Origin of the sequence: Pseudomonas syringae group sp. J248-6 (assembly GCF_032586995.1) — a bacterium.
Classification (GTDB): Bacteria; Pseudomonadota; Gammaproteobacteria; order Pseudomonadales; family Pseudomonadaceae; genus Aquipseudomonas; species Aquipseudomonas amygdali.
The window spans coordinates 1-25,539 of sequence record NZ_JAWHOP010000029.1 but is presented as its reverse complement, the minus strand read 5'-3'; the positions used below and the strand labels follow the sequence as shown (position 1 = coordinate 25,539).

Here is a 25,539-nt window from a genome sequence, read left to right as displayed (position 1 = left end):
CTCTGCAGCCAGGCTCGGTATCTGGTACGGGAATTATCAAAATCCATAAGCAGGCCGCTGCAGCCCCAGGTTTTCGCGCAACGTTGTGCCTTCATATTCAGTACGAAACAGCCCGCGCCGCTGCAACTCCGGCACCAGCAACTGCGCGACATCTTCCAGACCACCCGGCAGATGCGGCACCAGCACATTGAAGCCATCCGCCGCGCCTTGCTCGAACCAGCGTTGCAGCTCATCAGCGATCTGCTCAGGCGTACCGATCAGGCTGTAATGCCCTCGCCCACCGGCAATCCGCCGTCCCAGTTGCGCCAGGGTCAGGTTTTCCTGATCGGCCAGTTCGGTGAGCAGTTTCTGCCGGCTGCGCTGGCCGCTGTCAGTTAGCGGCAGCTCTGGCAAAGGGCCGTCCAGCGGGTAGCCCGACAGGTCGAAATTGCCCAGCATACGGCCTAGCAGGGCGACACCCACCTGGGGCTCGACCAACTCCTGAAACGACTCGAATTTCGCTTTTGCCAACGCCTCGGTTTCGGCCACGACAATGAACACGCCGGGCATGACTTTCAGCGAATCTGCGTCACGTCCGTAGGCGCCAAGGCGGCCCTTGATGTCCGCATAAAACGCTTGGGCACTGGCCAGCGAGGTCTGTGCGGTGAACACCACTTCCGCGGTCTGCGCCGCCAGATCGCGGCCGACTTCAGAGGAACCCGCCTGCACGACCACGGGCTGCCCTTGCGGCGAACGCGCCACGTTCAGCGGGCCTTTGACACTGAAGTGCTCACCGTGATGATTGAGCACATGTAATTTGGCCGGGTCGTAATATTCACCGCTGGTCTTGTCGCGGGTAAACGCGTCATCTGCCCAGCTGTCCCACAGGCCGGTCACCACCTGATGAAACTCCCGTGCGCGGCTATAACGCTCGGCATGCCCCACATGCTCGGCGCGACCGAAGTTCTGCGCTTCGGCGGCGGCATCGGAGGTCACCAGATTCCAGCCCGCTCGCCCCCCGGACAAGTGATCCAGCGAGGCGAACTTGCGAGCAACGTGATACGGCTCGTTGTAGGTGGTGGTCGCCGTCGCGATCAGACCGATGTGATCGGTCACCGCGCTCAACGCCGAGAGCAGGGTCAGCGGCTCGAAATGATCAGAACGGGCCATGCGGCTGGCGATATCGCCGGTGGCGGCAGCCACACTGTCGGCCACGAACAACGTATCGAATTTCGCCGCTTCCGCGACCTTGGCCACGTGCCGGTAGTGCTTGAAATCCAGCCCTGCATCGGCAGGCACATCCGGGTGACGCCAGGCCGCAACATGGTGCCCGGTGGCCATCAGAAAAGCGCCGAGTTTCATCTGTCGAGCTGTCGTGCTCATTCTTCACTCCTTACTGTGTTACCGCGGGCCACGACTCAGAAATCCTTGCGTAGCTGTACGCCGAAATAACGCTCGTCATCACGCGGTACAGACCGGTAAACATAGCTGCCACCCGTGGCCAGCATCGGCGAATAGGACTTGTCTGCCAGGTTCTTGCCGAGCAGTGCCACGCGCCAGCCACTGTTGTAATCGGCCAGCGCAACGCTGGCGTTCCAGATGCCGTAAGCGCCCTGCTTGGTGTCCGGGTTCTGGCTGATGTCGTACTGCACTTCGCTCTGCCAGCTGTAATCGGTGCCCAGCTCGATATCCAGACCGTTGTCCAGCGGGATGGTGTAGTCGGCACGAACGTAGCTTTTCCAGTCCGGGCTATACGGCAGGGTTTTGCCATCGACGTTGCACGACGCCGCTGCACCGGCCGGGCAGGCAAAGCTGTCGATGCGCGCCTTGGTGTAGGACAGCGCGCCGGAGAATTTCAGGTTACGGGTGGCCTGCAAGGCGTAATCCAGCTCGACGCCTTCAGTGCTGACACTGCCTGCGTTGATCAGGCGCGTGACAACCTGCCCGGCAACGCTGTCGAAAAAGTTCGCCTGATAGTTGTCGTAATCGCTGTGGAACACCGCCAGGTTGGTGGTCAGGCGATTGTTCCAGGTGGTGGCCTTGACCCCGACTTCCCAGGTGTTCGAGGTCTCCGGTTTCAAGGCCTCGGTGTCACGCGGCTGCATGTTGAAGAACACGTTGTAGGCCGGGCCTTTATAGCCGCGCGAGTAGGTGATGTAGGTCATCACACTGTCGCTCAGGTCATATTGCAGACCCAGCCGTCCGGACTTGCCGTCCTCGTCCACCGAACCGGAACTGCTGGTCGCAGGCTGAATACCGCTGACGGTCGTAGCCGATGTCGATACGCGGCGATGATCGTATTCCAGATCGTCGTGGGTCCAGCGTGCCCCGGCAATCGCACGGACGTCCGGGGTGAAGTTGAACGTGGTTTCGCCGAATACCGAGTAGCTGTCAGTGGTAGTGCTGTAGTCGGCGATGCCGCGATCCTGAGTCGTCGGCGTTATCAGCGTGCGCTGATAGGTCTCGTCGCTCTTGCCGTGCATGTAAAACAGACCGCCCACGTATTCGACAAACTGGCCTTTCGGCGACGCCAGACGCAGCTCCTGAGAGTACTGGTTGAACTCCAGATCGCCTTTGTCTTCGGTGCCGGGAAAGGCAGCAGTGACGGTCCCGAGACGGTCGCCATCCTGATACTGGGTGTTATCCCAGCCCCGCCAGGCGGTAATGGAAGTCAGGGTGTAATCGCCCAGTTGCCAGTCGAGCTGGCCGGACAGGCCCTTGTTGACGTCCTCGACATGGCTGCGGTAATCACTGAGCACGTTGCGGTTGTCACTGTCGGCGCGTACCGGTGACAGCGCACTGGCGAACGCCGGGGTCAGCGCCTTGCTCACTACGCCATTGGGCGCGTCGTCATGGGACTGCATGTAGTCCGCGGCAAGGGTGAAGGTGATGTCGTCGTTGGGTGTGAATTCCAGCTTGCCGCGTGCGCCCTTGCGGTTGTAACCGTTGACTTCCTGACCGTTGAGCTTGTTATCGACGTTGCCGTCATAGCTGCCAAACAGCGTGGTAATCGAGCCCTTGAGGGTTTGCGGAATCAGACTGCCGCCGATGCCGAAACGGGTGCGGCTTTCGTTGCCGCTATAGTACGACTGATCGATGTAACCGTGGGTCTCTTCGGTCGGTGCCTTGGTTGTGACGTTGAGCACGCCAGCCGAGGCGTTCTTGCCGAACAACGTGCCCTGCGGGCCGCGCAGCACTTCGATGCGCTCAAGGTCGAGCAGGTCCAGCGTGGCCTGGCCCGGACGTGCATACACCACGCCATCGATCACTGTCGCCACCGTCGGCTCGACACCCGGCGAGGTGGAAATGGTGCCGACACCGCGAATGAACAGCGAGGTGTCCTTGTTGGACGCACCGGTACGGAAATTCAGCGAAGGCACTTGCTGCACGATGCTGGCCACGCCGTTGCGATTGTCCCGCTCCAGTTGCTCGCCCTGAATCACCGAAACTGCGACCGGTACTTTTTGCAACGACTCTTCACGGCGTGTGGCCGTTACGGTGACGGACTCCAGCGCTACCGTTTCAGTGCTCTGCGTTGCTGCGTTATCTGCCATTGCCGGAACCCATGGCAACGCCGCAAGCCCCATCAACAGCCAGCCATAACGGCGCCCCCGCGCCACATGAGCCTGATCGATGGCTTGCGCCAGAAGTGTGTATTTGACGCCATCCCCATGTGTTGTGTGCATCTGCGTGCCTACCTGAAATATGCCCTGATCCGACAATGCGATACGCACTGGCGCCTGTTGATTGCTGGCTAAACCGGGGTCCGGGCATTCGCGGTGGCGAGTAGCAGACAAACCATCTTTGTTAGCGCTAACATCGCCAGTATCAGGAAATGGCGAATAGATCGTCCAATACTGAAAAATTAGTTTTATATTCTTTTTACTTTTATACGAAGTGATCGAGCATGGCCGACGAGAAACCCGCGACACGCAAACGCCGAGGCGCAGGCCGGGTGACGATCACGGCAGTGGCGCGTGAGGCCGGTGTCTCGGCCATTACCGTATCGCGCTATTTCAATCAGCCGGAGCAAGTCTCGCCTGAACTGCGTGAGCGAATTGCAGCCGTGGTCAATGCGCTGGGCTATGTGCCCAATCTGGTGGCAGGCGGCCTGGCGTCGGCGCGCAGCCGGGTAGTAGCGATGGTGATTCCCAACATCTCCGGGCCGATCTTCGCCAACACCATTCAGGGTTTCAGCGACACGCTGAGCCAGCACGGTTTCCAGTTGCTGCTGGCCTCCAGCTACTTTTCCGCCGAACAGGAAGAAAGCGCAGTGCGGGCGTTTCTGGGCTGGTCACCGGCAGCACTGGTGCTGACCAGTCGTTTCCACAGCCCGGCTACCGAGAAAATGATCGAGCAGACCGATGTCCCGGTGATCGAAACCTGGGACCACCAGCCCGAACGCAGCCCGATCCAGATTGGCTTTTCTCACTATGAGGTCGGCGTGACGGCAGCCCGCTATTTGTACGACAAGGGCTACCGCAGCATCGCGTTCGTGCAGAACAGCATTGCAGGCGACTTCAGCGCACTGGAGCGGCGTGACGGCTATATCGCCACACTTGAAGGGCTCGGCATCAAACCGTGGGTCTTTGTCCCGGACGCCGGACGGGCGCCGTTCGAAGCAGGCAAACAGGCCATAGAAACACTAATGAGCCAAACACCGCGCCCCGACGCCATCTTCTTCGCCAACGACAACCTGGCAGCCGGCGCCCTGCTCGCCAGTCAGCGCGCAGGCCTGCATATACCGAAGGATTGTGCCGTGATGGGCTTTGGCGATTACGCCTTCGCAGAAATGATGCTCCCTAGCCTGACCACCATCAAACCGCCAGCGCTGGAGATCGGCGTACTGGCCGCAACGCGTGTGCTTGAAAGCCTTGGCGTGTTGCCGGTGGAGGGAGACATACAGCGGCTGAATTTGCTGGAGTGCAGATTGGTGGAGCGCGAGAGTACATGAGCCCTAAACAATCTCGCGCCTACGCTGGAGCGTGGAGAACGATGACGTCAGCCATCGTGCGACGCTCCGCGTCGCATGCCGTTCTGGACGCTCCCGTCCTCTCCTGGACATGAGGCGCGGCGCAGAGCGTGAGGGACGATAGCTGTAACCGCCCCCAACGCCCCTATCACCGCACCAGATGCAGAAACTGCATATGCCGCTCGTACTGGTCGAGCACGTCGTTGATGACCTGTTCCTTGGTGTAGCCCACCAGGTCGTAGTCCTGACTGCCTTCGCTCAAGTGAACCTCAGCACGGTAGTAGCGGCGGTTGTTCAATTGCTTGGAGCCCATGCCGCCACGGGCGAACGAAGGGGTGAAGAAGCCTTTCATCTGCACCTGATAGATGAACGGACGCTCTTCGCCGTGACCGATTTCCAGAGTCACCGAGTCGTTGGACGGGTCAGGTACGTTGACCACGCTCAAGCCCTTCTCGACAAACACCGCCGTCACTTCGTCAATGGCCGGACGCACGGTCTGGTCAAGAAAGCGATACACCTCGTCTCGCGACGGGTAATGCACGGCCTGGCTCAGACGCTGACGCCAGCCGCCACGTCGTGAGCCGGACACTGGTGCCAGCGAATACAGTTGCGCAATCTGGCGCTGGGATTCCATGACGAACGCTTTGTGCAGGCCCCACATCATCAGTAGCAGGATCAGCGAGAACGGCAGCGACGTCAGCACCACCGCCGATTTCAGCGCATCGATACTGCCCGAGAACAGCAGGCCGCTGGTGATCAGTGCAGTCGCCACACCCCAGAACACCCGCAGCCATTTCGGACCGTCTTCGTCAGGGTTGCCGCCTTTGGCTGACAGTGTCGACAGCACCACCGTGCCCGAATCGGCAGAGGTGACAAAGAACACAAAGCTGATAAATACCGTGACCGCAATGACGGTCTTGCTCCACGGATAGGTTTCCAGCAGCAGATACAGGGTCATCGATGGATCATCAATGGCCGACTGGCCCAGCGCAGTCATGCCGTGGTTGAGCACCTGATCGATGGCGCTGTTGCCGAAGATCGACATCCACGCCAGGGTGAAGCCCAGCGGAATCAACAGCACGCCGAAGACGAACTCGCGAATGGTCCGGCCACGGGAAATACGCGCAATGAACAGGCCCACGAATGGCGCCCAGGCAATCCACCAGGCCCAATAGAACACGGTCCAGCCGCCCAGCCAGTCACTCGGCTCGTTATAGGCGTAGACGTCGAAGCTCTTGCTCGGCAACGCACCCAGGTAGTCCCCGATGTTCTGCACCAGCGTGTTGAGCAAGTGCTGGGTCGGGCCGGCAAACAGCACGAACAGCAGCAGCGCACAGGCCAGCAGCATGTTGATGTCGGACATGACGCGCACGCCCTTGTCGACACCAGCTATCGCGACCAGAATCGCCGCGCCCATCATCAGGGTAATCAGACCGACCTGAATCCAGTGGGTATGCGCCACGCCAAACAGGTAATCCAGACCGGAATTGAGGTGCAGTACCCCGAAGCCCATGTCTGCGCCCAAGCCGAAGATGGTCGCAATGATGCCGAAGCCATCGACTGCATAGCCTATAGGGCCATTGATGCGCTTGCCGATCAGCGGGTACAGCGCCGAACGCAGGGCCAGCGGCAGGTTGTGGCGATAAGCGAAGTAGGCCAGCGCCATGCCGACAAAGGCGAACACGCCCCAGCCATGCAGGCCCCAGTGCAGAAACAGCAACTGCATGCCCTGACGCGCTGCCTCAGCCGTACCGCCTTCGCCCTGCGGCGGTTGCAGAAGGTGTGTCAGCGGTTCTGAAACGCAGAAGAAGAACAGCGTGATGCTGATCCCCGCGGCGAACAGCATGCCGGCCCATGACAGGTAACTGAACTCGGGTTCGTCGTGGTCGGCACCGAGCTTGATCTTGCCGAAGCCCGACAAGGCGGTGACCACCACGAAGACCAGATACAGGGTCATGACCATCATGTAGTACCAGCCGACCGTATTGGCCGCCCAGTTTTGCGCCGCCAGCAGCCATTCTCCGCTGGCTTGCGGGAAGGCAATGACAACGATGCCGAAAATCAGAATAAAGCTCGCAGCGAAGTAGAACACTGGAGCGTTCATGCGGACGTTGCCGCTTGAAGAAGTACTCGGAGAACTCATCGGTTGCGTGCCTCCGGACTGATAAAACCAACTGCAAAAAGCGGATACGGCAAGGGTAAGCCTCCTGTTGTGAGCGGGCAGCGAACCACCGGTTTAACTTGAACGAGCGTTCAATTTAAACATGAAAGTGCCCGTAAAGACTAATCGGGGGCCAGTGAATGCTCGCTCAGGCTTGGGTATGACGCATGCTTGAGCGGGATCGTTCCCATCCTCAGGCGACACAATTCAGGCCCTCCCGACAGGGACTTTGCAGGCATCGATAAATAACCGGTGTTGACCCGGCGACCCTGCGCATATTTCCCGCACCATTCTGTTACCTCCCGCCCCAAAAGCGCGCAAATCACGCTTCAGGTAACAGGCCTGACCTCGCCTCACACATTTGTTCGCCGGTTCGGAAAAGTCCGCTACCCCCTGAAAATACTGAGCCGCAGGGCCATCGAACGATCAATGAATAGCCGCCGGGTAAAGTTGGTCTTCTGATTGCATATGCTTGTATGTACAAGTAGAGACAGGCTAGACATTCTGTCTTTCTACCGGACTGAATCGGCCTGCTTCGCCAGGCACTGCTCGCCCTTCAACGGGCTGGTTCGAATTGATCGCCGAGGATTTTTTTGTGACCGAGAATAATCAAGACCTGAAGCAGGACTGGACCCGCCACCGCGAAGGCGTCGTACGGGCTGCTCGCGGCACCCAATTGACGGCCAAAAGCTGGATGACCGAAGCGCCTCTGCGCATGTTGATGAACAACCTCGACCCGGAAGTTGCCGAGAACCCCAACGAGTTGGTGGTTTACGGTGGCATCGGCCGCGCCGCGCGTAATTGGGAGTGCTACGACAAAATCGTCGAAAGCCTCACTCAGCTCAACGATGATGAGACCCTGCTGGTGCAGTCCGGCAAGCCGGTCGGCGTGTTCAAGACCCACAGCAACGCCCCGCGCGTATTGATCGCCAACTCCAACCTGGTGCCGCACTGGGCCAGCTGGGAGCACTTCAACGAACTGGATGCCAAGGGCCTGGCCATGTATGGCCAGATGACCGCCGGCAGCTGGATCTACATCGGCAGCCAGGGCATCGTGCAAGGCACTTACGAAACCTTCGTCGAAGCCGGTCGCCAGCACTATGACGGCAACCTCAAGGGCCGCTGGGTGTTGACCGCAGGTTTGGGCGGCATGGGTGGCGCGCAGCCGCTGGCCGCGACATTGGCCGGGGCCTGCTCGCTGAACATCGAATGCCAGCAGAGCCGTATCGATTTCCGCATCAAGACCCGCTACGTCGACGAACAGGCCGCTGATCTCGATGACGCACTGGCGCGTATCGCGAAATACACGGCCGAAGGCAAAGCCATCTCCATCGCCCTGTGTGGCAACGCGGCGGACATCCTGCCGGAAATGGTCCGTCGCGGTGTGCGCCCGGACATGGTCACCGACCAGACCAGCGCCCACGACCCGCTCAATGGCTACCTGCCCAAAGGCTGGACCTGGGACGAGTACCGTGCCCGCTCGGTCAGCGAGCCGGCCAGTGTGGTCAAGGCGGCCAAGCAATCGATGGCCGAACACGTCGAAGCCATGCTCGCCTTCCAGCAAGCCGGCATTCCGACCTTCGACTATGGCAACAACATTCGCCAGATGGCCAAGGAAGTCGGCGTCACCAATGCCTTCGATTTCCCGGGTTTCGTGCCCGCCTACATCCGTCCGCTGTTCTGCCGTGGCATCGGGCCGTTCCGCTGGGCCGCGCTGTCGGGCGATCCGCAGGACATCTACAAGACCGACGCCAAGGTCAAAGAGCTGATCCCGGATGACGAGCACCTGCACAACTGGCTGGACATGGCCCGCGAGCGCATCAGCTTTCAGGGTTTGCCAGCGCGTATCTGCTGGGTCGGTCTGGGCCAGCGCGCCAAGCTGGGCCTGGCCTTCAACGAAATGGTCCGCAGTGGCGAGTTGTCGGCACCGGTGGTAATCGGCCGCGACCACCTGGACTCCGGCTCGGTCGCCAGCCCCAACCGCGAGACCGAATCCATGCGCGATGGCTCCGATGCCGTCTCCGACTGGCCGCTGCTCAATGCCCTGCTCAATACCGCCAGCGGTGCGACCTGGGTCTCGCTGCACCACGGTGGCGGCGTCGGCATGGGCTTCTCGCAGCATTCCGGCATGGTGATCGTCTGCGACGGTACGGATGAAGCCGCCGAGCGTATCGCCCGCGTATTGCACAACGACCCGGCCACCGGGGTGATGCGTCATGCCGATGCCGGTTACGACATCGCTATCGATTGTGCCAAAGAGCAGGGCTTGAACCTGCCAATGATCGGACGTTGACAACGTTGCCGGCCATCAGGCCGGCACACGTCGGGGACGGGCATGAGCATGCCCACGGGCCGGATGCCTACTTGAAGCTGCCGTCATCCATTTCAGGCTTAGGAGCATCGACAATGAATATGAAAAAGGCCCTGCTGACCACCTTGGTATCCGCTGGCCTGCTCGCCAGCGCAGGCGCAAGTCAGGCTGCCGGCTGGTGCGAATCAGGCAAGCCGGTGAAATTCGCCGGTCTCAACTGGGAAAGCGCGATGCTGCTGACCGACATTCTGCAGGTCGTTCTGGACAAGGGTTACGGCTGCGCCGTGGACGCCCTGCCCGGTAACTCCATCGCCATGGAAAACGCCCTGGGCACCAACGATATCCAGATCTTTGCCGAAGAATGGGTCGGCCGTAGCGAAGTCTGGAACAAGGCAGCCGCAGCCGGAAAAGTGGTCGGTGTCGGCGCACCCATCGTCGGCGCAGTCGAGGGCTGGTACGTGCCGCGTTACGTGATCGAAGGCGATGCCAAACGCAAGCTTGAAGCCAAGGCGCCGAACCTGAAATCCATCAGCGATCTGGCCCAGTATTCGGCGGTGTTCAAGGATCAGGAAGAACCCGGCAAAGGCCGCTTCTACAACTGCCCGGCTGGCTGGACCTGCGAGCTGGAAAACAGCGAAATGCTCAAGAGCTATGGCCTGGAAAGCAAATACACCAACTTCCGCCCGGGCACCGGCCCTGCGCTGGATGCGGCTATTCTGTCCAGCTACAAACGTGGCGAACCGATCCTGACCTACTACTGGTCGCCGACCCCACTCATGGGCCAGGTGGATCTGGTGCGTCTGGAGGAGAAAGCCGGGGTCAACAAGACCATCGATATCAAGGTTGGCGTATCCAAAGTGTTCCACGATGAGGCCCCTGAACTGGTCGCCATCCTGGAAAAGGTCAACCTGCCTATCGACCTGCTCAACCAGAACCTGGGGCGCATGGCCAAGGAACGCATCGAATCGCCGAAGCTGGCGAAGATTTTCCTGAAAGAGCACCCCGAAGTCTGGCACAAATGGGTCAGCGAAGACGCCGCGAAAAAGGTGGACGCTTCGCTGTAAACGAAAGGGCAGTCGGACTGACAAGTCCGACTGCCCTGACGTTGACCCGACACACCTCATTTGAGAGCCGCTTATGTTTCCTGAAAGCTTCACTTTCTCGATCGCCAACTGGGTCAACGATGGCGTCGACTCACTGGTCACGCAGTATGGCGATGTGTTCCGGCACATCTCCGACACCCTGCTATGGGCCATCGTCAACCTCGAAAGCCTGCTGCGCATGGCTCCGTGGTGGCTGATGCTGATGATCGTCGGCGGTATCGCCTGGCACGCGACGCGCAAAATCGTCACCACGGTGGTGATCGTCGGCCTGCTGTTTCTGGTCGGCGCGGTCGGGTTGTGGGACAAGCTGATGCAGACATTGGCGCTGATGCTGGTCGCCACGATCATTGCGGTACTGATCGGCATTCCACTGGGCATTCTCTCCGCGCGCAGCAATCGCCTGCGCTCGGTGCTGATGCCGTTGCTGGACATCATGCAGACCATGCCCAGCTTCGTTTACCTGATTCCGGTGCTTATGCTGTTCGGCCTGGGCAAGGTCCCGGCCATCTTCGCCACCGTGATTTACGCCGCACCGCCGCTGATTCGTCTGACCGACCTGGGCATTCGTCAGGTTGACGGTGAAGTGATGGAAGCCATCAACGCCTTCGGCGCCAACCGTTGGCAGCAACTGTTCGGCGTGCAACTGCCGCTGGCGATGCCGAGCATCATGGCCGGTATCAACCAGACCACCATGATGGCGCTGTCGATGGTGGTCATCGCCTCGATGATCGGCGCACGCGGGCTGGGTGAAGACGTGCTGGTGGGCATTCAGACGCTCAACGTCGGACGCGGGCTGGAAGCGGGTCTGGCCATTGTCATTCTGGCGGTCGTCATCGACCGAATCACGCAGGCCTATGGCCGCCCACGGCATGAGGCGCACAAATGAGCAGCGTGGAACCGAACAAGATCGTCGTTAAAAACGTATTCAAGATTTTTGGCAACCGCTCAAAGGAAGCACTGGCGCTGATCAAGCAGAACCAGAGCAAGGATCAGGTACTGGCGCAAACCGGTTGCGTGGTCGGGGTCAACGACCTGTCGCTGTCGATCGGCAGTGGCGAAATCTTCGTCATCATGGGCCTGTCCGGTTCCGGCAAATCGACGCTGGTACGCCACTTCAACCGCCTGATCGACCCTACCAGCGGCGAGATTCTGGTTGATGGTGAAGACATCCTGCGCTACGACATGGAGGCGCTGCGCCAATTCCGTAGGCACAAGATCAGCATGGTGTTCCAGAGCTTCGGCCTGCTGCCGCACAAGACCGTGCTGGCCAACGTCGCATACGGCCTGAAAGTGCGCGGCGAGAGCAAGGCGCTATGCCAGGAACGCGCGCAGCACTGGGTCACGACCGTTGGCCTGAAGGGCTACGAAAACAAATACCCGCACCAGCTTTCCGGTGGCATGCGCCAGCGCGTCGGTCTGGCACGAGCACTGGCCGCCGACACCGACATCATCCTCATGGACGAAGCCTTCAGCGCCCTCGACCCGTTGATTCGCGCCGAAATGCAGGACCAGTTGCTGGAACTGCAAGCCAGCCTGCACAAGACCATCGTGTTCATTACCCACGACCTGGACGAAGCGGTACGCATCGGCAATCGCATCGCGATCCTCAAGGACGGCCGATTGATTCAGGTCGGTACACCGAAAGAAATCCTTCACTCGCCCGCCGACGATTACGTGGACCGTTTCGTTCAGCGCCGCGTGGCCACCCTTTAAGGACCGTTGCAGATGTCGCGAGCAGAAAAGATCGTCATCGGTGAAGCACCTGCAGGCTGGCAGGACGTGGTCGCCGTGGCCCGGCATGGCGCGCAACTGGTGCTGTCGGATGCCGCCTGGGCGCGGATCGATAACGCGCAGGCCATCGTGCAGCAGATCGTCGCCAGCGGCGAACGCGCCTATGGTGTGAACACCGGGCTTGGCGCGCTGTGCAACGTGTCGCTGCAAGGCGAACAGCTCAGTCGCCTGTCACGCAATACCCTGCTCAGCCATGCCTGCGGCGTCGGTGCGCCGCTGGCCGACGAGCAGACTCGCGCAATCATCTGCGCCGCAATCCTCAATTACAGCCAGGGCAAATCCGGCATTCACCGGCAAGTGGTCGAAGCACTGCTGGCCCTGCTCAACCGGGGTATTACGCCACACGTGCCATCGCAGGGTTCGGTGGGTTACCTGACCCACATGGCGCACGTCGGCATCGCCTTGCTGGGCGTCGGTCAGGTCAGTTATCGCGGGCAAATCGTCGCGGCGCAGCAAGCGCTGGACGAGGAAGGTCTGCGCCCGGTGCGGCTCGGTGCCAAAGACGGCTTGTGTCTGGTCAATGGCACGCCGTGCATGACCGGCCTGAGCTGCCTGGCCATCGCCGATGCCGAGCGCCTGAGCCAATGGGCCGACGTGATCGGTGCGATGACCTTCGAAGCCCTGGGCGGTCAGCTGGATGCATTCGATGAAAGCATTCTTGCCCTCAAGCCGCATCCCGGTATGCAGCAGGTGGGCAAGAACCTGCGCAGTGTGTTGGCGGGCAGCGAAGTGCTTGCCAGCAGCCAGGGCATTCGTACTCAGGACGCGCTGAGCATCCGCTCGATTCCCCAAGTGCATGGCGCAACCCGTGACCAACTGGCTCATGCCACCCGCCAGATCGAGACCGAACTGAACTCGGTCACCGACAACCCCATGCTTCTCGGCACGCCCGATGACTGGCGCGTGGTGTCCCAGGCCAACCCGCATGGCCAGTCGGTGGCGATGGCGGCAGACTTGCTGTGCATGGCGCTGGCAGAACTGGGCTCCATCGCCGAGCGACGTCTCGACCGCCTGATCAACCCGATGGTCAGCGGCCTGCCGGCGTTTCTGGTCAGTCAGCCGGGGGTCAATTCGGGGATGATGATCGTTCAGTACGTCGCCGCCTCGCTGTGCGCGGAAAATCGCCAGATGGCGCAACCGGCGGTGGTCGACAACTACGTCACCTCCGGCCTGCAGGAAGACCATCTGAGCCTGGGCACCAGCGCCGCACTGAAGCTGCACAAGGTGCTGGGTAACGTCACACAGATTCTCGCCATCGAGTATTTGCTGGCGGCCCAGGCATTCGAATTCCTCAAGGCGCAAGGGTTTGGCGTGGGTACGGCGGCTGCGTGGCGACTGCTGCGCGAGCGCATCCCGGCCTACGATGAAGACCGCTGGCTGGCCCCTGATATCGCCAGCAGCGCGGCCCTGCTCAAAGATGCAACATCGCTGGAAAGGGTTTTCCAGCACTGCCGCGATCATGCGGCAAACCTATAAAAAGCGGCTGACGGCCACACGCCGTTGCTGACATCAATCAAGGAGTAGCTGCATCGTGACCACCTTATCTGCCAAGACGCTGAACCTGATCCCCGGCCAACTGACCCTGGCGCAATTGCGCGCCATTCATCAGCAGCCGGTCAGCCTGACGCTGGACAGCAGCGCAGACCAGCAGATCGACGACAGCGTCGCCTGTGTCGAACGCATTCTGGCCGAGAACCGCACCGCCTACGGCATCAACACCGGTTTCGGCTTGCTGGCCTCGACGCGAATCGCCAGCGAGGACCTGGAAAACCTGCAGCGTTCGCTGGTGCTGTCGCATGCAGCCGGTGTCGGTCAGCCGATCAGCGATGATCTGGTGCGCTTGATCATGGTGCTCAAGGTCAACAGCCTGAGCCGTGGCTTCTCGGGTATTCGTCGGGTGGTGATCGATGCGTTGATCGCGCTGATCAATGCCGAGGTCTATCCGCATATTCCGCTCAAGGGTTCGGTCGGCGCTTCGGGTGACCTGGCTCCACTGGCGCACATGTCGCTGGTGCTGTTGGGCGAAGGCAAGGCGCGTTACAAGAGCGAATGGCTGAATGCTGTCGATGCATTGGCTGTCGCGGGACTACAACCGCTCACCCTTGCCGCCAAGGAAGGACTGGCGCTGCTCAACGGTACGCAAGTGTCCACCGCGTATGCACTGCGCGGCTTGTTCGAGGGCGAAGACCTGTTCGCTGCGGCGTTGACCTGTGGCTCGCTGACCGTCGAAGCCGTGCTCGGCTCACGCTCGCCGTTCGACGCACGCATTCACGCCGCACGCGGTCAGCGCGGGCAGATCGATGCCGCTGCCTGCTACCGCGATTTGCTCGGCGAAAGCAGTGGCGTGTCCGAGTCGCACCGCAACTGCGACAAGGTTCAGGACCCCTACTCGCTGCGCTGCCAGCCGCAGGTCATGGGCGCATGCCTGACCCAGTTGCGGCAGGCCGCCGAAGTGCTGGAAATCGAAGCCAATGCGGTGTCCGACAACCCGCTGGTGTTCGCCGCCGAGAACGACGTCATATCCGGTGGCAATTTTCACGCCGAGCCGGTCGCCATGGCCGCAGACAATCTGGCACTGGCCATTGCCGAGATCGGCTCGCTTAGCGAACGGCGTATTTCGCTGATGATGGACAAGCACATGTCGCAACTGCCGCCCTTCCTGGTCGCCAACGGAGGCGTCAATTCCGGCTTCATGATCGCGCAGGTCACGGCCGCCGCGCTGGCCAGTGAAAACAAGGCGCTGGCTCATCCGCACAGCGTCGACAGCCTGCCGACATCAGCCAATCAGGAAGACCATGTGTCGATGGCCCCGGCCGCTGGCAAGCGGTTATGGGAAATGGCAGAAAACGTTCGTGGGATTCTTGCCGTAGAATGGTTGGCTGCCTGCCAGGGTCTGGACTTGCGTGAGGGTCTGAAAACCTCTCCGAAGCTGGAGCAAGCCCGCAGCCTGTTGCGCAGCAAGGTCCCGTTCTATGAAAAGGACCGTTTTTTTGCACCGGACATCGAAGCTGCCAGTCAGCTGTTGTCCTCCACTTGCCTGAACCCGCTGGTTCCTGCACGTCTGCTACCGAGTTTGTGATGTACCGCGAGCCTGGCAGGGCTCGCTTTGGTCATTGCTGCGGGAAGCCGGTTGCAGGCGTTTTCGCGGCTTTTGCCATACCTGTATGTAATGAAATGGACCTGAAATGACGTCACAAGATGGTTTGAAACGCGGGTTATCCGCCCGCCACATACGCTTCATGGCCCTGGGCTCTGCCATCGGCACAGGGTTGTTCTACGGCTCGGCCTCGGCGATTCAACAGGCCGGGCCTGCCGTACTGCTGGCGTACCTGATCGGCGGCGCGGCGGTGTACATGGTGATGCGCGCGCTCGGCGAAATGGCGGTCCACGACCCGGTGTCCGGTTCGTTCAGCCATTACGCCACGCGCTACATGGGCCCGCTGGCCGGCTTCGTGCTCGGCTGGACCTACGCGTTCGAAATGATCATCGTCTGCCTCGCCGACGTGACCGCATTCGGCATCTACATGGGCTTCTGGTTTCCGGAGGTGCCGCGCTGGATCTGGGTGCTGGGCATCGTCTTTCTCATCGGCGCGCTCAACCTGTGTAATGTGAAAGTCTTCGGCGAAACCGAATTCTGGCTGTCGATCCTCAAGGTCAGCGCCATCGTGGCCATGATCGTCGCCGGCTTCGGCATCATGATCTTCGGCATCGGCAGCTCGACCAGCGGCACCGAAATCGGCATCAGCAACCTGTGGGCGCACGGCGGCTTCATGCCCAACGGCGTCACTGGCCTGATCGCCTCGTTTGCGGTGGTGATGTTTGCCTTCGGCGGCATCGAAATCATCGGCATCACTGCAGGCGAAGCCAAAGACCCGCAACGCAGCCTGCCACAGGCGATCAACGCCGTACCGCTGCGCATTCTGCTGTTCTATGTGCTGACACTGTTTGTGCTGATGTGCATTTACCCGTGGCCGCAGATCGGCACCCAAGGCAGCCCGTTCGTGCAGATTTTCGACAATCTGGGCATTGCGTCGGCGGCGACTATCCTCAATATCGTGGTCATCTCTGCTGCGGTGTCGGCCATCAACAGCGACATCTTCGGCGCCGGGCGCATGATGTATGGCCTGGCCCGTGACGGTCAGGCACCCGCGAGCTTTGCCCGCGTGTCGCGGCATGGCGTGCCGTGGATGACCGTGCTGGTCATGGGCATCGCGTTGCTGGGCGGCGTGCTGCTCAACTACCTGATTCCCAAAGACGTGTTCCTGCTGATCGCTTCGCTGGCAACATTTGCCACGGTCTGGGTCTGGCTGATGATTCTGCTGACGCAGGTTGCCATGCGCCGTTCGATGAGCCGCGAAGAGGCCGCACAACTGAAATTCGCGGTGCCGTTCTGGCCTTACGGGCCGGCCGCCGCCATCGTCTTCATGCTGTTCATCTTCGGCGTGCTGGGTTATTTCCCGGACAACCGTGCAGCCTTGATCGTCGGCGCAATCTGGATTGTGCTGCTGCTCATCGCCTACGGGGTGTGGGTCAAGCCAAAGGCGCTCAACAAACCCCACTGACCAAAGAGGCCCGGAATGAAAACGCTCTGGAAACACTGTCACATCGCAAGCATGGCGCACGGCAAATACTCGATCATCGAGGATGCCGCCATCGTGACCTCCGGAGCGCTCATCGAGTGGATCGGGCCTGAAACCGAGCTGGCCGAGCAGGAGCATGACAACTGCATCGATCTGGGCGGCGCATGGGTGACGCCCGGCCTGATCGACTGCCACACGCACACCGTGTTTGGCGGCAACCGCAGCGGTGAGTTCGAACAGCGTCTGCAGGGTGTGAGCTACGCCGAGATCGCCGCAGCAGGCGGCGGTATTGCAAGCACGGTGCGCGCTACTCGTGCGGCCAGTGAAGACGAGCTGTACGCCAGTGCCGAGCGGCGCTTGCGGCACTTACTCAAGGACGGCGTGACTACCGTCGAGATGAAGTCAGGTTATGGGCTGGACCTGGAAAACGAGCGCAAGATCCTGCGGGTGATTCGTCGTCTGGGCAATACCCAACCGGTCACCGTACGCGCCACCTGTCTGGCCGCCCACGCCCTGCCACCGGAATACGCCGATCGCGCCGACGACTATATCAATCACATCTGCAACGACATGCTGCCAGCACTGGCTGCCGAAGGGCTGGTGGATGCCGTGGATGCGTTCTGCGAGTACCTGGCGTTTTCACCTGCGCAGGTCGAGCAGGTGTTCATCAGCGCAGGGCAACTGGCACTGCCGGTCAAACTGCATGCCGAGCAGCTTTCTTCGCTGGGCGGGTCAAGCCTCGCGGCACGTTACAAGGCGCTGTCGGCGGATCATCTGGAGTTCATGACCGAAGACGATGCCGTCGCCATGGCCGCTGCCGGGACCGTCGCAGTGCTGCTGCCGGGGGCGTTTTACTTCCTCCGTGAAACACAGCTGCCGCCGATGGAAGCGCTGCGCAAGCACGGCGTGCCGATTGCGATTTCCACCGACCTGAACCCCGGCACCTCGCCAGGGCTGTCGTTGCGTCTGATGCTCAACATGGCCTGCACGCTGTTTCGCATGACGCCCGAAGAAGCACTGGCGGGGGTGACGTTCAATGCCGCCAGGGCGTTGGGCATGAGCGCGACCCACGGCTCGCTGGAGGTCGGCAAGGTGGCGGATTTCATCGCCTGGAACATTGAACGGCCGGCTGATCTGGCCTACTGGCTGGGCGGCGATCTGGACAAACGTATCGTGCGCCACGGCGTCGAATCATCGATCTGAAGGAGAGCCCTGTGGATAACGTTCTGACATTCAAACGTGGCCGCGTTCCGCTGCTGATCAGCATGCCGCATGCCGGTCTGAAACTGACCCCGGTGGTCGAAGCCGCGCTGGTGGACGAAGCCTTGAGCCTGCCGGACACCGACTGGCACATTCCGCGTTTGTATGACTTCGCCGCTGAATTGGGCGCCAGCACCCTGGCCGCCGAATACTCGCGCTTTGTCATCGACCTCAACAGGCCGTCTGACGACAAGCCCATGTACGCCGGTGCGACCACCGGCCTGTTTCCGTCGATCCTGTTCGATGGCGTGCCACTGTTCAAGGACGGCCAGACGCCCAGCGCCGAGGAACGAGCGCGGTATCTGCAACAGATCTGGACGCCCTATCACCAGACGCTGGAGCAGGAACTGCAGCGCATGCGTGACGAGTTCGGTTATGCGCTGCTGTTCGACGCCCACTCGATTCGCGGCCACATCCCGCACCTGTTCGACGGCCGCCTGCCGGACTTCAACCTGGGCACCTTCAATGGTCTGAGCTGCGACCCGGAACTGGCCAGCCGACTGGAGCAGGTCTGCGCAGCGGCCAAGGACTACAGCCATGTGTTGAACGGACGCTTCAAGGGCGGCCACATCACCCGCCACTACGGCAACCCGGCCAACAACATCCACGCAGTACAGCTGGAGCTGGCGCAAAGCACCTACATGGACGAATTCGTGCCCTTCCACTACCGCCCGGACCTGGCCGAGCCGACCCGCGCGGTGCTGAAACCGTTGCTGGAAACCTTCATCGCCTGGGGACAGGAGCGCTTTGGCTGACAACGTCGGACGCAGAGCGTCCAGAAAAGCGCTACCACGCGGAGCGTGGGAGCGATAGCCATGCCTCTGTGGGAGTGAGCTTGCTCACGAAGACGGCCGATAGCAACACCGATTATCGTTCCCATGCTCCGCGTGGGAATGCCGTTCTGGACGCTCCGCGTCCGCCCTTCAACGCTGCCGACTGATCACTTCTTGAGCAACCGCAGCCCGTTGAACACCACCAGCAAACTCACGCCCATGTCGGCAAACACGGCCATCCACATGGTCGCCATGCCCGCAAACGTGATGCCGATAAACAACACCTTGGTCGCGATTGCCAGAACGATGTTCTGCTTGAGCACTGCCGCGGTCCGACGGGACAAGCGAATGAACGTCGGTATCTTGCGCAGGTCATCGTCCATCAGGGCGACATCTGCCGTCTCGATGGCAGTATCAGTACCTGCCGCCGCCATCGCAAAACCAATCTCGGCCCGAGCCAGCGCGGGCGCATCATTGATGCCGTCACCCACCATGCCCACACGATGGTTGCGAGCATAAAGGGCCTCAATGGCACTCAGCTTGTCGGCAGGCAACAAGTTGCCTTGCGCTTCGTCGATACCGACCTGGTCGGCAATCGCCTTGGCGGTGTGCGGATTGTCGCCAGTCAGCATGACGGTCTTGATACCCAGTTCATGCAACTGAGCGATGGCTTCACGGCTGGTTTCCTTGACAGTGTCAGCCACCGCAAACAGCGCGATAGGACCGGAGGTGTCCAGCAACAGCACCACGGTCTTGCCCTGCATTTCCAGAACATCGAGCTTCGCCTCCAGCTCCGGCGAACACAGACCCAGCTCTTCAACCAGCCGATGGTTGCCCAGGTGGTACATCTGGCCGTTGATTGCGCCCTTCACACCGCGTCCACCCAAGGCTTCAAACGCCGTGACCTCATGCAGCTTCAGGCTGCCGTCGGCCGCCTTGGCAATCGCCTGGGAAACCGGGTGATCGGAGCGACCCGCAAGACTCGCAGCAATAGCCGGCGCACTGTCGGCGACCGTCGGGTCCAGCGGTACGTAGTCGGTCTGCACCGGCTTGCCGTGGGTCAGCGTGCCGGTCTTGTCGAGGGCCAGGTAATCAAGCTTCTCGCCCATTTCCAGATAAACGCCGCCCTTGATCAGGATGCCTTTGCGCGCCGCTGCCGCCAGACCACTGACGATGGTCACCGGCGTAGAAATCACCAGCGCACAGGGGCAAGCGACGACCAACAACACCAACGCGCGGTAGACCCAGTCAAACCACTCACCGCCAAAAAACAGCGGCGCAATCAGCGCCACGCCCAAGGCGACAACGAACACCACCGGCGTATAGATGCGCGAGAAGCTGTCGACAAAGCGCTGGGTCGGCGCGCGTGAACCCTGGGCCGCCTCAACCGCATGGATGATGCGCGCCAACGTCGAATTGTTCGCCGCAGCGGTTACACGGTATTCCAGCGATCCCGCCTGATTGATAGTGCCCGCGAAGACCTTGTCGCCGACAGTCTTCTCGACGGGCAGGCTTTCACCTGTGATCGACGCTTGATCGATGGTCGAGTTACCGGACACTACCTCACCGTCGAGCCCGACGCGCTCACCTGGCTTGATTCTGACAATAGCGCCAATTTCGACGTTTTTGGCTTCAATTTCCTGCCAACTGCCATCCGCCTGTTTAACGGTGGCCAGTTCCGGCGTTAACTGCATCAGCCCGCTGATTGCGTTGCGCGCACGGTCGAGGGACTTGGCTTCGATCAACTCGGCCACGGTGAACAGAAACATCACCATTGCCGCTTCAGGCCACTGCCCGATCAGAATTGCACCGGTCACCGCAATGCTCATCAGGGCATTGATATTCAGGTTGAAGTTCTTGAGCGCGATCCAGCCCTTCTTGTAGGTCGTCAGCCCACAACTGAAGATCGACACCAGTGCCAGCAGCGCAACGACCCAGGTAGGGCCGAGTGACGCCAGATGGACCACTTCAGCACCCAGCGCAGTAACGCCGGACAATGCCAGCGGCCACCAGTGTTTCTTCACGACCGGAGCCGGCTGGTCAGACGCTGCGCCCTCCTCGACCGGCTCGGCCTGCATGCCCAGCGAACTGATGGCGTCACGAATCGGGTCGGTAGACGGCAGATCGTGCCAGACGCCCAGCAGGCGATTGATCAGGTTGAACTCAAGCTTCTGCACCCCGGCAAGCTTGCCCAGCTTGTTCTGGATCAGCGTTTGCTCGGTCGGGCAATCCATGGCTTCGATACGAAAGCTGCTCAAGCGACTACCTGATGCAGGCGCATCGTTAAAGGTCACCACAGCAGGTTGTGCATCGCTGGAGCAGCACGCATGAGCATGCTCCACGGGCTTTTGCTCAGGCGTATGTGCGCCGTGATCATGGTCGTGATCATGGCCGTGTGCGGGGGAAGTCTTGACCGTCGTACCCATTCTTTGCGCTCCAGGATTCTGCTTGTTGCCAAGTGAACACCCTGTAGCCACTATAGGGTCAAGCACTCAAACGAGATGAGTCCAAATGAAAATCGGCGAACTGGCAAAACTGACTGACACACAGGTCGAAACCATCCGCTATTACGAGCGCGAAGGCCTGCTGCCCGCCCCTGCTCGCAGCGATGGCAACTACCGGCTGTACACTCAGGCACACATGGAGCGCCTGTCGTTTATCCGCAACTGCCGCAGCCTGGACATGACCCTGGAGGAAATCCGCAACCTGCTCAGCCTGCGCGACAGCCCGCAGGACCAGTGCGAAAGCGTCAACGCGCTGATCGACGAACACATCGAACACGTCAACGCCCGGGTCGCGAGCCTGCAAGCGCTTCAGGAACAACTACTCGACCTGCGCCGCCGCTGCAGCGATGGCGCGGCAGAGCACTGCGCGATACTGGAAAGACTGGAAGTGACGGGCGCTGTTGCAGCGCCAGAGGGCGAGGCTTCACATGTGGGGAGGAGTCATGGGCATTGAGACAGGTTTGAAATCTCTGGTTCAGCGCTGCGCAGCCTGCACCACCGCCACAAGCTCAGTGATCGCCTTTACGAGCTGATCCTTGGCAGCTTTCTCTTTCGCTGCCTCTTCACGCGCCCGCCCAGAATCAGCGCGCTTGAACGCTTCGCGTACTTCCTCGCTGAAGACGCTGATCGATACGATATTTTCCTGCCGAAAACCAATAGGCCTGAGCGGTGTGTCGCTTGGATAATCGGTCGTGTACACCACTCTGAGGGTGTCTTTATCCCGATAGCCACTGACGGTGGGAATGAGCAGAATCTCCTGATTCACACCCGTCACTTCGGTAGGGGCTCCGACATCCATGATGTAGCCGACGTAGACCTTTCGATCTGCCATCGTGATCATCACTTCATCCTTTTCGACAAATGCATCGAAAAGAGTCGAGCAGATAGGGCTGTGATCTACAGACTCGCCCAGCAGATAGGCCACAATTTCTTCTTTTTTACTGGCGCCCAGTTGCCACTTGAGAATCCTGACAGTAAAAAAAGCCCCCAGGTCTGGCATTACAAAGGTCAGTAAACCTGATAATGCAAGGAACACACCCACTTGGCTAAAATTCCTGCCAGCGATGTCAAAATCCTGCCCTACTTGACTTAAAGCACCCATGAAATCGGTGTTCACGGCAAAACAGACTGGCGAGGCAGCGTTTGCCGTTTGCAGCCATTCGGGACACAACACACCCCAGTCATGCGAGAACAGTCCTGCAAGGACTGCGGTGATACACATGGCCGCTACAAAGCAGTAAATACCGTATCGCCCCACCTGCAAGTAAAGCATCTGGCCTTCATAGCGATGCAGCCTGCAGTAAACGGTGGGATCCTTCAGGCACACCAAAAAGCCACTGACGAGTAATGGCAGAAGAAGTAAAAAAGCCATTTATCAGGATTCAGCTTGCGGTGTGACCAGTTTTTTAGCCTTGTCGCGAGAGGAGCGAACCAAGCCTTCGATTTCTTTGGCGTCCATGGACATGCGGCCACCCCTTACCACCAGAGAGTCGATGCTCTTGATTGCCTGCATGAAGGCCTCGTCTTCAGCCTTCTTCGTATCGCTACGATGTCCAATCCGATTGAAAAACATAGTCGATTCCATTGAACAGGGTCAGGGGACTTACGCCAAAACTATAGCACAGCGCTAAATTCGCTCTCTTACGGGCTCAAACCGCCATCGGCGCCGTCATTGCCGGGTGATGCTGATAGCCTTCCAGTGAAAAGTCCGAAGGCTCGATCAGTTCCAGCCATTCAGGTTGATACACACCGGTCTTGGCGAACTCGGGTACACGATCGGAAATGACCAGTTTCGGCATCGGGTACGGCTCGCGGGTCATCTGCTCGTTGAGCATGTCCAGATGGTTTTCGTAAACGTGGGCGTCACCGATGAAGTAGGTGAACCAGCGCGGTGTGTAGCCGGTAAGGCGGCCGATGAGGCTGAGCAGCGCGGCGCCTTCGGTCAGGTTGAACGGCGTCCCGAGACCCAGGTCGTTGGAGCGGATGTACAGCGTCAGCGAGATTTCGCGGGTCTGCGGGTTCGGGTGCAGCTGGTACAGCAGGTGGCACGGCGGCAGGGCCATTTCATCGAGCTGTGCGCAGTTCCAGCCGTGGAACAGGATCCGGCGGCTGCCTGGGTCATTGATGATGGTGTCGACGCATTGGCGAATCTGGTCGATGGCCTTGTACAGCACTACGAACGACTGACCGTCTTCTTCCGATTCGGCAATCTGGCGATAACCCTGACCAAGCGCCAGTTCGATGGCTGCGACATTGCCGGCATCGATACGCTTGTAGGCAGGCCACTTGCGCCACTGCACGCCATAGATTTCGCCAAGGTCATCCTCGCCCTTGCGGAACGGGTTGTTCAGCCACTGGGCGTTTTCGTTGGCGTTCTGGTCCCAGACCTTGCAGCCCAGCTCGCGGAATTCGGCAGCATTGTTCACGCCACGCAGGAAGCCGACCATCTCGCCGATGGCCGATTTGAAGGCCATGCGCCGTGTGGTGATGGCCGGAAAGCCTTCCTGCAAGTCATAACGCAGCATCGCACCCGGAAAGCTGATGGTGTTCACGCCGGTACGGTTGGCTTGCAAGGTCCCGTGCTTGATCACATGTGCGACCAGTTCCAGATATTGCTTCATAAATCACCTGCCTTGTTGAACGCGCCGGGTGCTGACACCCGGCGTTTCGGTATTAAGCCGCTGCCTTGCTGGCAGACGGTTCGCGCTTGTAGGCCAGCCAGATCAGGAACAGACCGGCAATGATCATCGGCAGGCTGAGGATCTGACCCATGGTCACCCAGCCCCACGCCAGGTAGCCCAACTGGGCGTCAGGAACGCGGACGAACTCGACCACAAAGCGGAAGATCCCGTAGAACAGCGCGAACATGCCGGAAACGGCCATGGTCGGACGCGGCTTGCGGGCGTACAGATTCAGGATGATGAACAGCGCAACGCCTTCCAGTGCGAACTGATACAGCTGCGAAGGATGACGCGCCAGTTGCGCAGGGTCGCTGAACGGCGGGAAAACCATGGCCCACGGCACGTCGGTCGGCTTGCCCCACAGCTCAGCATTGATGAAGTTGCCGATACGCCCGGCACCCAGGCCGATAGGCACCAGCGGGGCGACGAAGTCCATCAGCTGGAAGAAGCTCTTGCCGTTGCGTTTGCCAAACCACCAGGCCGCAATCATCACACCGACAAAGCCGCCATGGAACGCCATGCCGCCCTTCCAGACCTCGAATATCAATAGAGGATTGGCGATGTAGGCCGACAGGTCGTAGAACAGCACATAGCCCAGCCGCCCGCCGACGATCACGCCCATAGCCAGCCAGAAAATCAGGTCGGAGAGTTTTTCCTTGGTCCAGGTCGGGTCGAATTTGTTGAGACGACGCGACGCGAGCAGCCAGGCGCCACCGATGCCGACCAGGTACATCAACCCGTACCAGTGAATTTGCAGCGGGCCGATAGCGACGGCTACCGGGTCAATCTGCGGGTAAGGCAGCATTGCGACTCCTCAATTGGAACACCCTTGCGAGCGATTGAATCAGGCGCGCATGTTACCGGAGCCCGGCAGGATGCTCTAGCGGCTACCGATGGAAGCCAGCTGAACGAAGTGAAAAAAGGTGCACCTGATGTGTCTGGCGGTGACGAAGCGGGGTTATCGCTCCCAAGCTCCGCGTGGTAGCGCCTTTCTGGACGCTCTGCGTCCTATCCTGAACAGGCGGCGCGACGAAGATCTGTGACGCGGAGCGTCACCCACGGCATTCCCACGCTGGAGCGTGAGGAACGATCACCTCACTATCGTGCGGCGCTCCGCGTCGCATGCAGTTCTGGACGCTCTGCGTCCGATCCTGAACAGGCGGCGCGGCGCAGATTTGTGACGCAGAGCATCACCCACGGCATTCCCACGCTGGAGCGTGAGGAACGATCACCTCACTATCGTGCGGCGCTCTGCGTCGCATGCAGTTCTGGACGCTCTGCGTCCGATCTTGAGCGGGCGGCGCGGCGCAGATTTGTGACGCAGAGCATCACCCACGGCATTCCCACGCTGGAGCGTGAGGAACGATCACCTCACTATCGTGCGGCGCTCTGCGTCGCATGCAGTTCTGGACGCTCTGCGTCCG

General features: G+C 60.3%; 19 protein-coding genes. 11 read left to right on the top strand and 8 right to left on the bottom strand.

Annotation, left to right across the window (positions count from 1 at the left end):
• Nucleotides 1-36: 36 nt before the first annotated feature.
• Together RYC17_RS24455 and RYC17_RS24450 are read right to left on the bottom strand one after the other, a co-directional pair.
• The gene (locus RYC17_RS24455; protein WP_122258819.1) at nucleotides 37-1,362 is read right to left on the bottom strand and encodes an LLM class flavin-dependent oxidoreductase; all 1,326 of its coding nucleotides are present in this window, start codon (nucleotides 1,360-1,362) and stop codon (nucleotides 37-39) included.
• A gap of 35 nt (nucleotides 1,363-1,397) precedes the next feature.
• Nucleotides 1,398-3,713 carry a TonB-dependent receptor gene (locus tag RYC17_RS24450; RefSeq protein WP_316890782.1) on the bottom strand — a complete coding sequence of 772 codons (2,316 nt, stop codon included), beginning with the start codon at nucleotides 3,711-3,713 and terminating at the stop codon, nucleotides 1,398-1,400.
• 173 nt (nucleotides 3,714-3,886) lie between these two features.
• On the opposite strand from RYC17_RS24450, the gene RYC17_RS24445 reads away from it, so the two are divergent.
• Entirely contained in the window at nucleotides 3,887-4,933 is a 1,047-nt protein-coding gene (locus RYC17_RS24445; RefSeq protein ID WP_316904622.1) for a LacI family DNA-binding transcriptional regulator, read from the top strand.
• Nucleotides 4,934-5,099: 166 nt separating this feature from the next.
• Here the strand turns inward: RYC17_RS24445 and betT are convergent, their stop codons facing one another.
• Entirely contained in the window at nucleotides 5,100-7,055 is a 1,956-nt protein-coding gene (betT, locus tag RYC17_RS24440) for a choline BCCT transporter BetT (RefSeq protein WP_206743391.1), read from the bottom strand.
• A gap of 652 nt (nucleotides 7,056-7,707) precedes the next feature.
• On the opposite strand from betT, the gene hutU reads away from it, so the two are divergent.
• From hutU to hutG, 9 genes are all read left to right on the top strand, one after another.
• A complete protein-coding gene (gene hutU, locus RYC17_RS24435; RefSeq protein ID WP_058401845.1) occupies nucleotides 7,708-9,405 on the top strand; it encodes a urocanate hydratase in 1,698 nt (565 codons plus the stop codon).
• A gap of 113 nt (nucleotides 9,406-9,518) precedes the next feature.
• Nucleotides 9,519-10,487, top strand: a complete 969-nt coding sequence (locus tag RYC17_RS24430; RefSeq protein WP_316904621.1) for an ABC transporter substrate-binding protein — start codon at nucleotides 9,519-9,521, stop codon at nucleotides 10,485-10,487.
• A 73-nt stretch (nucleotides 10,488-10,560) separates the two neighbouring features.
• Nucleotides 10,561-11,412 carry an ABC transporter permease gene (locus RYC17_RS24425; RefSeq protein ID WP_058401829.1) on the top strand — a complete coding sequence of 284 codons (852 nt, stop codon included), beginning with the start codon at nucleotides 10,561-10,563 and terminating at the stop codon, nucleotides 11,410-11,412.
• Nucleotides 11,409-12,239: a glycine betaine/L-proline ABC transporter ATP-binding protein gene (locus RYC17_RS24420; RefSeq protein WP_007247035.1), complete on the top strand. Its 831-nt coding sequence runs from the start codon at nucleotides 11,409-11,411 to the stop codon at nucleotides 12,237-12,239. The genes RYC17_RS24425 and RYC17_RS24420 overlap by 4 nt, the downstream gene beginning before the upstream one ends.
• A gap of 12 nt (nucleotides 12,240-12,251) precedes the next feature.
• Nucleotides 12,252-13,793, top strand: a complete 1,542-nt coding sequence (gene hutH, locus RYC17_RS24415; protein WP_316904620.1) for a histidine ammonia-lyase — start codon at nucleotides 12,252-12,254, stop codon at nucleotides 13,791-13,793.
• A gap of 55 nt (nucleotides 13,794-13,848) precedes the next feature.
• A complete protein-coding gene (gene hutH, locus RYC17_RS24410) occupies nucleotides 13,849-15,396 on the top strand; it encodes a histidine ammonia-lyase (RefSeq protein WP_058401827.1) in 1,548 nt (515 codons plus the stop codon).
• A 106-nt stretch (nucleotides 15,397-15,502) separates the two neighbouring features.
• On the top strand, nucleotides 15,503-16,879 hold the full coding sequence (locus RYC17_RS24405) for an amino acid permease (protein ID WP_058401826.1): 1,377 nt from the start codon (nucleotides 15,503-15,505) through the stop codon (nucleotides 16,877-16,879).
• Between the two features lie 15 nt (nucleotides 16,880-16,894).
• Nucleotides 16,895-18,100, top strand: a complete 1,206-nt coding sequence (gene hutI / locus RYC17_RS24400) for an imidazolonepropionase (protein WP_058401825.1) — start codon at nucleotides 16,895-16,897, stop codon at nucleotides 18,098-18,100.
• A gap of 11 nt (nucleotides 18,101-18,111) precedes the next feature.
• Nucleotides 18,112-18,912, top strand: coding sequence for an N-formylglutamate deformylase (gene hutG / locus RYC17_RS24395; protein WP_058401824.1), 801 nt, complete (start codon nucleotides 18,112-18,114; stop codon nucleotides 18,910-18,912).
• A 185-nt stretch (nucleotides 18,913-19,097) separates the two neighbouring features.
• Here hutG and RYC17_RS24390 read toward each other — a convergent pair whose 3' ends face one another.
• Nucleotides 19,098-21,356: a heavy metal translocating P-type ATPase gene (locus RYC17_RS24390; protein ID WP_316904619.1), complete on the bottom strand. Its 2,259-nt coding sequence runs from the start codon at nucleotides 21,354-21,356 to the stop codon at nucleotides 19,098-19,100.
• An 85-nt stretch (nucleotides 21,357-21,441) separates the two neighbouring features.
• Between RYC17_RS24390 and cadR the strand changes: the two genes are divergently transcribed.
• Nucleotides 21,442-21,888: a Cd(II)/Pb(II)-responsive transcriptional regulator gene (gene cadR, locus RYC17_RS24385; protein WP_004654994.1), complete on the top strand. Its 447-nt coding sequence runs from the start codon at nucleotides 21,442-21,444 to the stop codon at nucleotides 21,886-21,888.
• A gap of 21 nt (nucleotides 21,889-21,909) precedes the next feature.
• On the opposite strand, the gene RYC17_RS24380 is transcribed toward cadR, so the two are convergent.
• From RYC17_RS24380 to lgt, 4 genes are all read right to left on the bottom strand, one after another.
• A complete protein-coding gene (locus RYC17_RS24380; RefSeq protein ID WP_316904618.1) occupies nucleotides 21,910-22,806 on the bottom strand; it encodes a hypothetical protein in 897 nt (298 codons plus the stop codon).
• Nucleotides 22,807-22,809: 3 nt separating this feature from the next.
• Nucleotides 22,810-23,007, bottom strand: a complete 198-nt coding sequence (locus tag RYC17_RS24375) for a hypothetical protein (RefSeq protein ID WP_316904617.1) — start codon at nucleotides 23,005-23,007, stop codon at nucleotides 22,810-22,812.
• A gap of 76 nt (nucleotides 23,008-23,083) precedes the next feature.
• Nucleotides 23,084-24,055 carry a thymidylate synthase gene (locus RYC17_RS24370; RefSeq protein ID WP_003405274.1) on the bottom strand — a complete coding sequence of 324 codons (972 nt, stop codon included), beginning with the start codon at nucleotides 24,053-24,055 and terminating at the stop codon, nucleotides 23,084-23,086.
• A gap of 52 nt (nucleotides 24,056-24,107) precedes the next feature.
• On the bottom strand, nucleotides 24,108-24,920 hold the full coding sequence (gene lgt, locus RYC17_RS24365) for a prolipoprotein diacylglyceryl transferase (RefSeq protein WP_003432384.1): 813 nt from the start codon (nucleotides 24,918-24,920) through the stop codon (nucleotides 24,108-24,110).
• Between the last annotated feature and the right edge of the window lie 619 nt (nucleotides 24,921-25,539).

Excerpts from the sequence above, each read along its gene's own strand:
- RYC17_RS24455 (WP_122258819.1), bottom strand. The coding sequence starts at position 1,362 with ATGAGCACGACAGCTCGACAGATGAAACTCGGCGCTTTTCTGATGGCC.
- RYC17_RS24445 (WP_316904622.1), top strand. The coding sequence starts at position 3,887 with ATGGCCGACGAGAAACCCGCGACACGCAAACGCCGAGGCGCAGGCCGG.
- betT (WP_206743391.1), bottom strand. The coding sequence starts at position 7,055 with ATGAACGCTCCAGTGTTCTACTTCGCTGCGAGCTTTATTCTGATTTTC.
- RYC17_RS24430 (WP_316904621.1), top strand. The coding sequence starts at position 9,519 with ATGAATATGAAAAAGGCCCTGCTGACCACCTTGGTATCCGCTGGCCTG.
- RYC17_RS24425 (WP_058401829.1), top strand. The coding sequence starts at position 10,561 with ATGTTTCCTGAAAGCTTCACTTTCTCGATCGCCAACTGGGTCAACGAT.
- RYC17_RS24420 (WP_007247035.1), top strand. The coding sequence starts at position 11,409 with ATGAGCAGCGTGGAACCGAACAAGATCGTCGTTAAAAACGTATTCAAG.
- hutH (WP_316904620.1), top strand. The coding sequence starts at position 12,252 with ATGTCGCGAGCAGAAAAGATCGTCATCGGTGAAGCACCTGCAGGCTGG.
- RYC17_RS24405 (WP_058401826.1), top strand. The coding sequence starts at position 15,503 with ATGACGTCACAAGATGGTTTGAAACGCGGGTTATCCGCCCGCCACATA.
- hutI (WP_058401825.1), top strand. The coding sequence starts at position 16,895 with ATGAAAACGCTCTGGAAACACTGTCACATCGCAAGCATGGCGCACGGC.
- RYC17_RS24390 (WP_316904619.1), bottom strand. The coding sequence starts at position 21,356 with ATGGGTACGACGGTCAAGACTTCCCCCGCACACGGCCATGATCACGAC.
- cadR (WP_004654994.1), top strand. The coding sequence starts at position 21,442 with ATGAAAATCGGCGAACTGGCAAAACTGACTGACACACAGGTCGAAACC.
- RYC17_RS24380 (WP_316904618.1), bottom strand. The coding sequence starts at position 22,806 with ATGGCTTTTTTACTTCTTCTGCCATTACTCGTCAGTGGCTTTTTGGTG.
- RYC17_RS24375 (WP_316904617.1), bottom strand. The coding sequence starts at position 23,007 with ATGTTTTTCAATCGGATTGGACATCGTAGCGATACGAAGAAGGCTGAA.
- RYC17_RS24370 (WP_003405274.1), bottom strand. The coding sequence starts at position 24,055 with ATGAAGCAATATCTGGAACTGGTCGCACATGTGATCAAGCACGGGACC.
- lgt (WP_003432384.1), bottom strand. The coding sequence starts at position 24,920 with ATGCTGCCTTACCCGCAGATTGACCCGGTAGCCGTCGCTATCGGCCCG.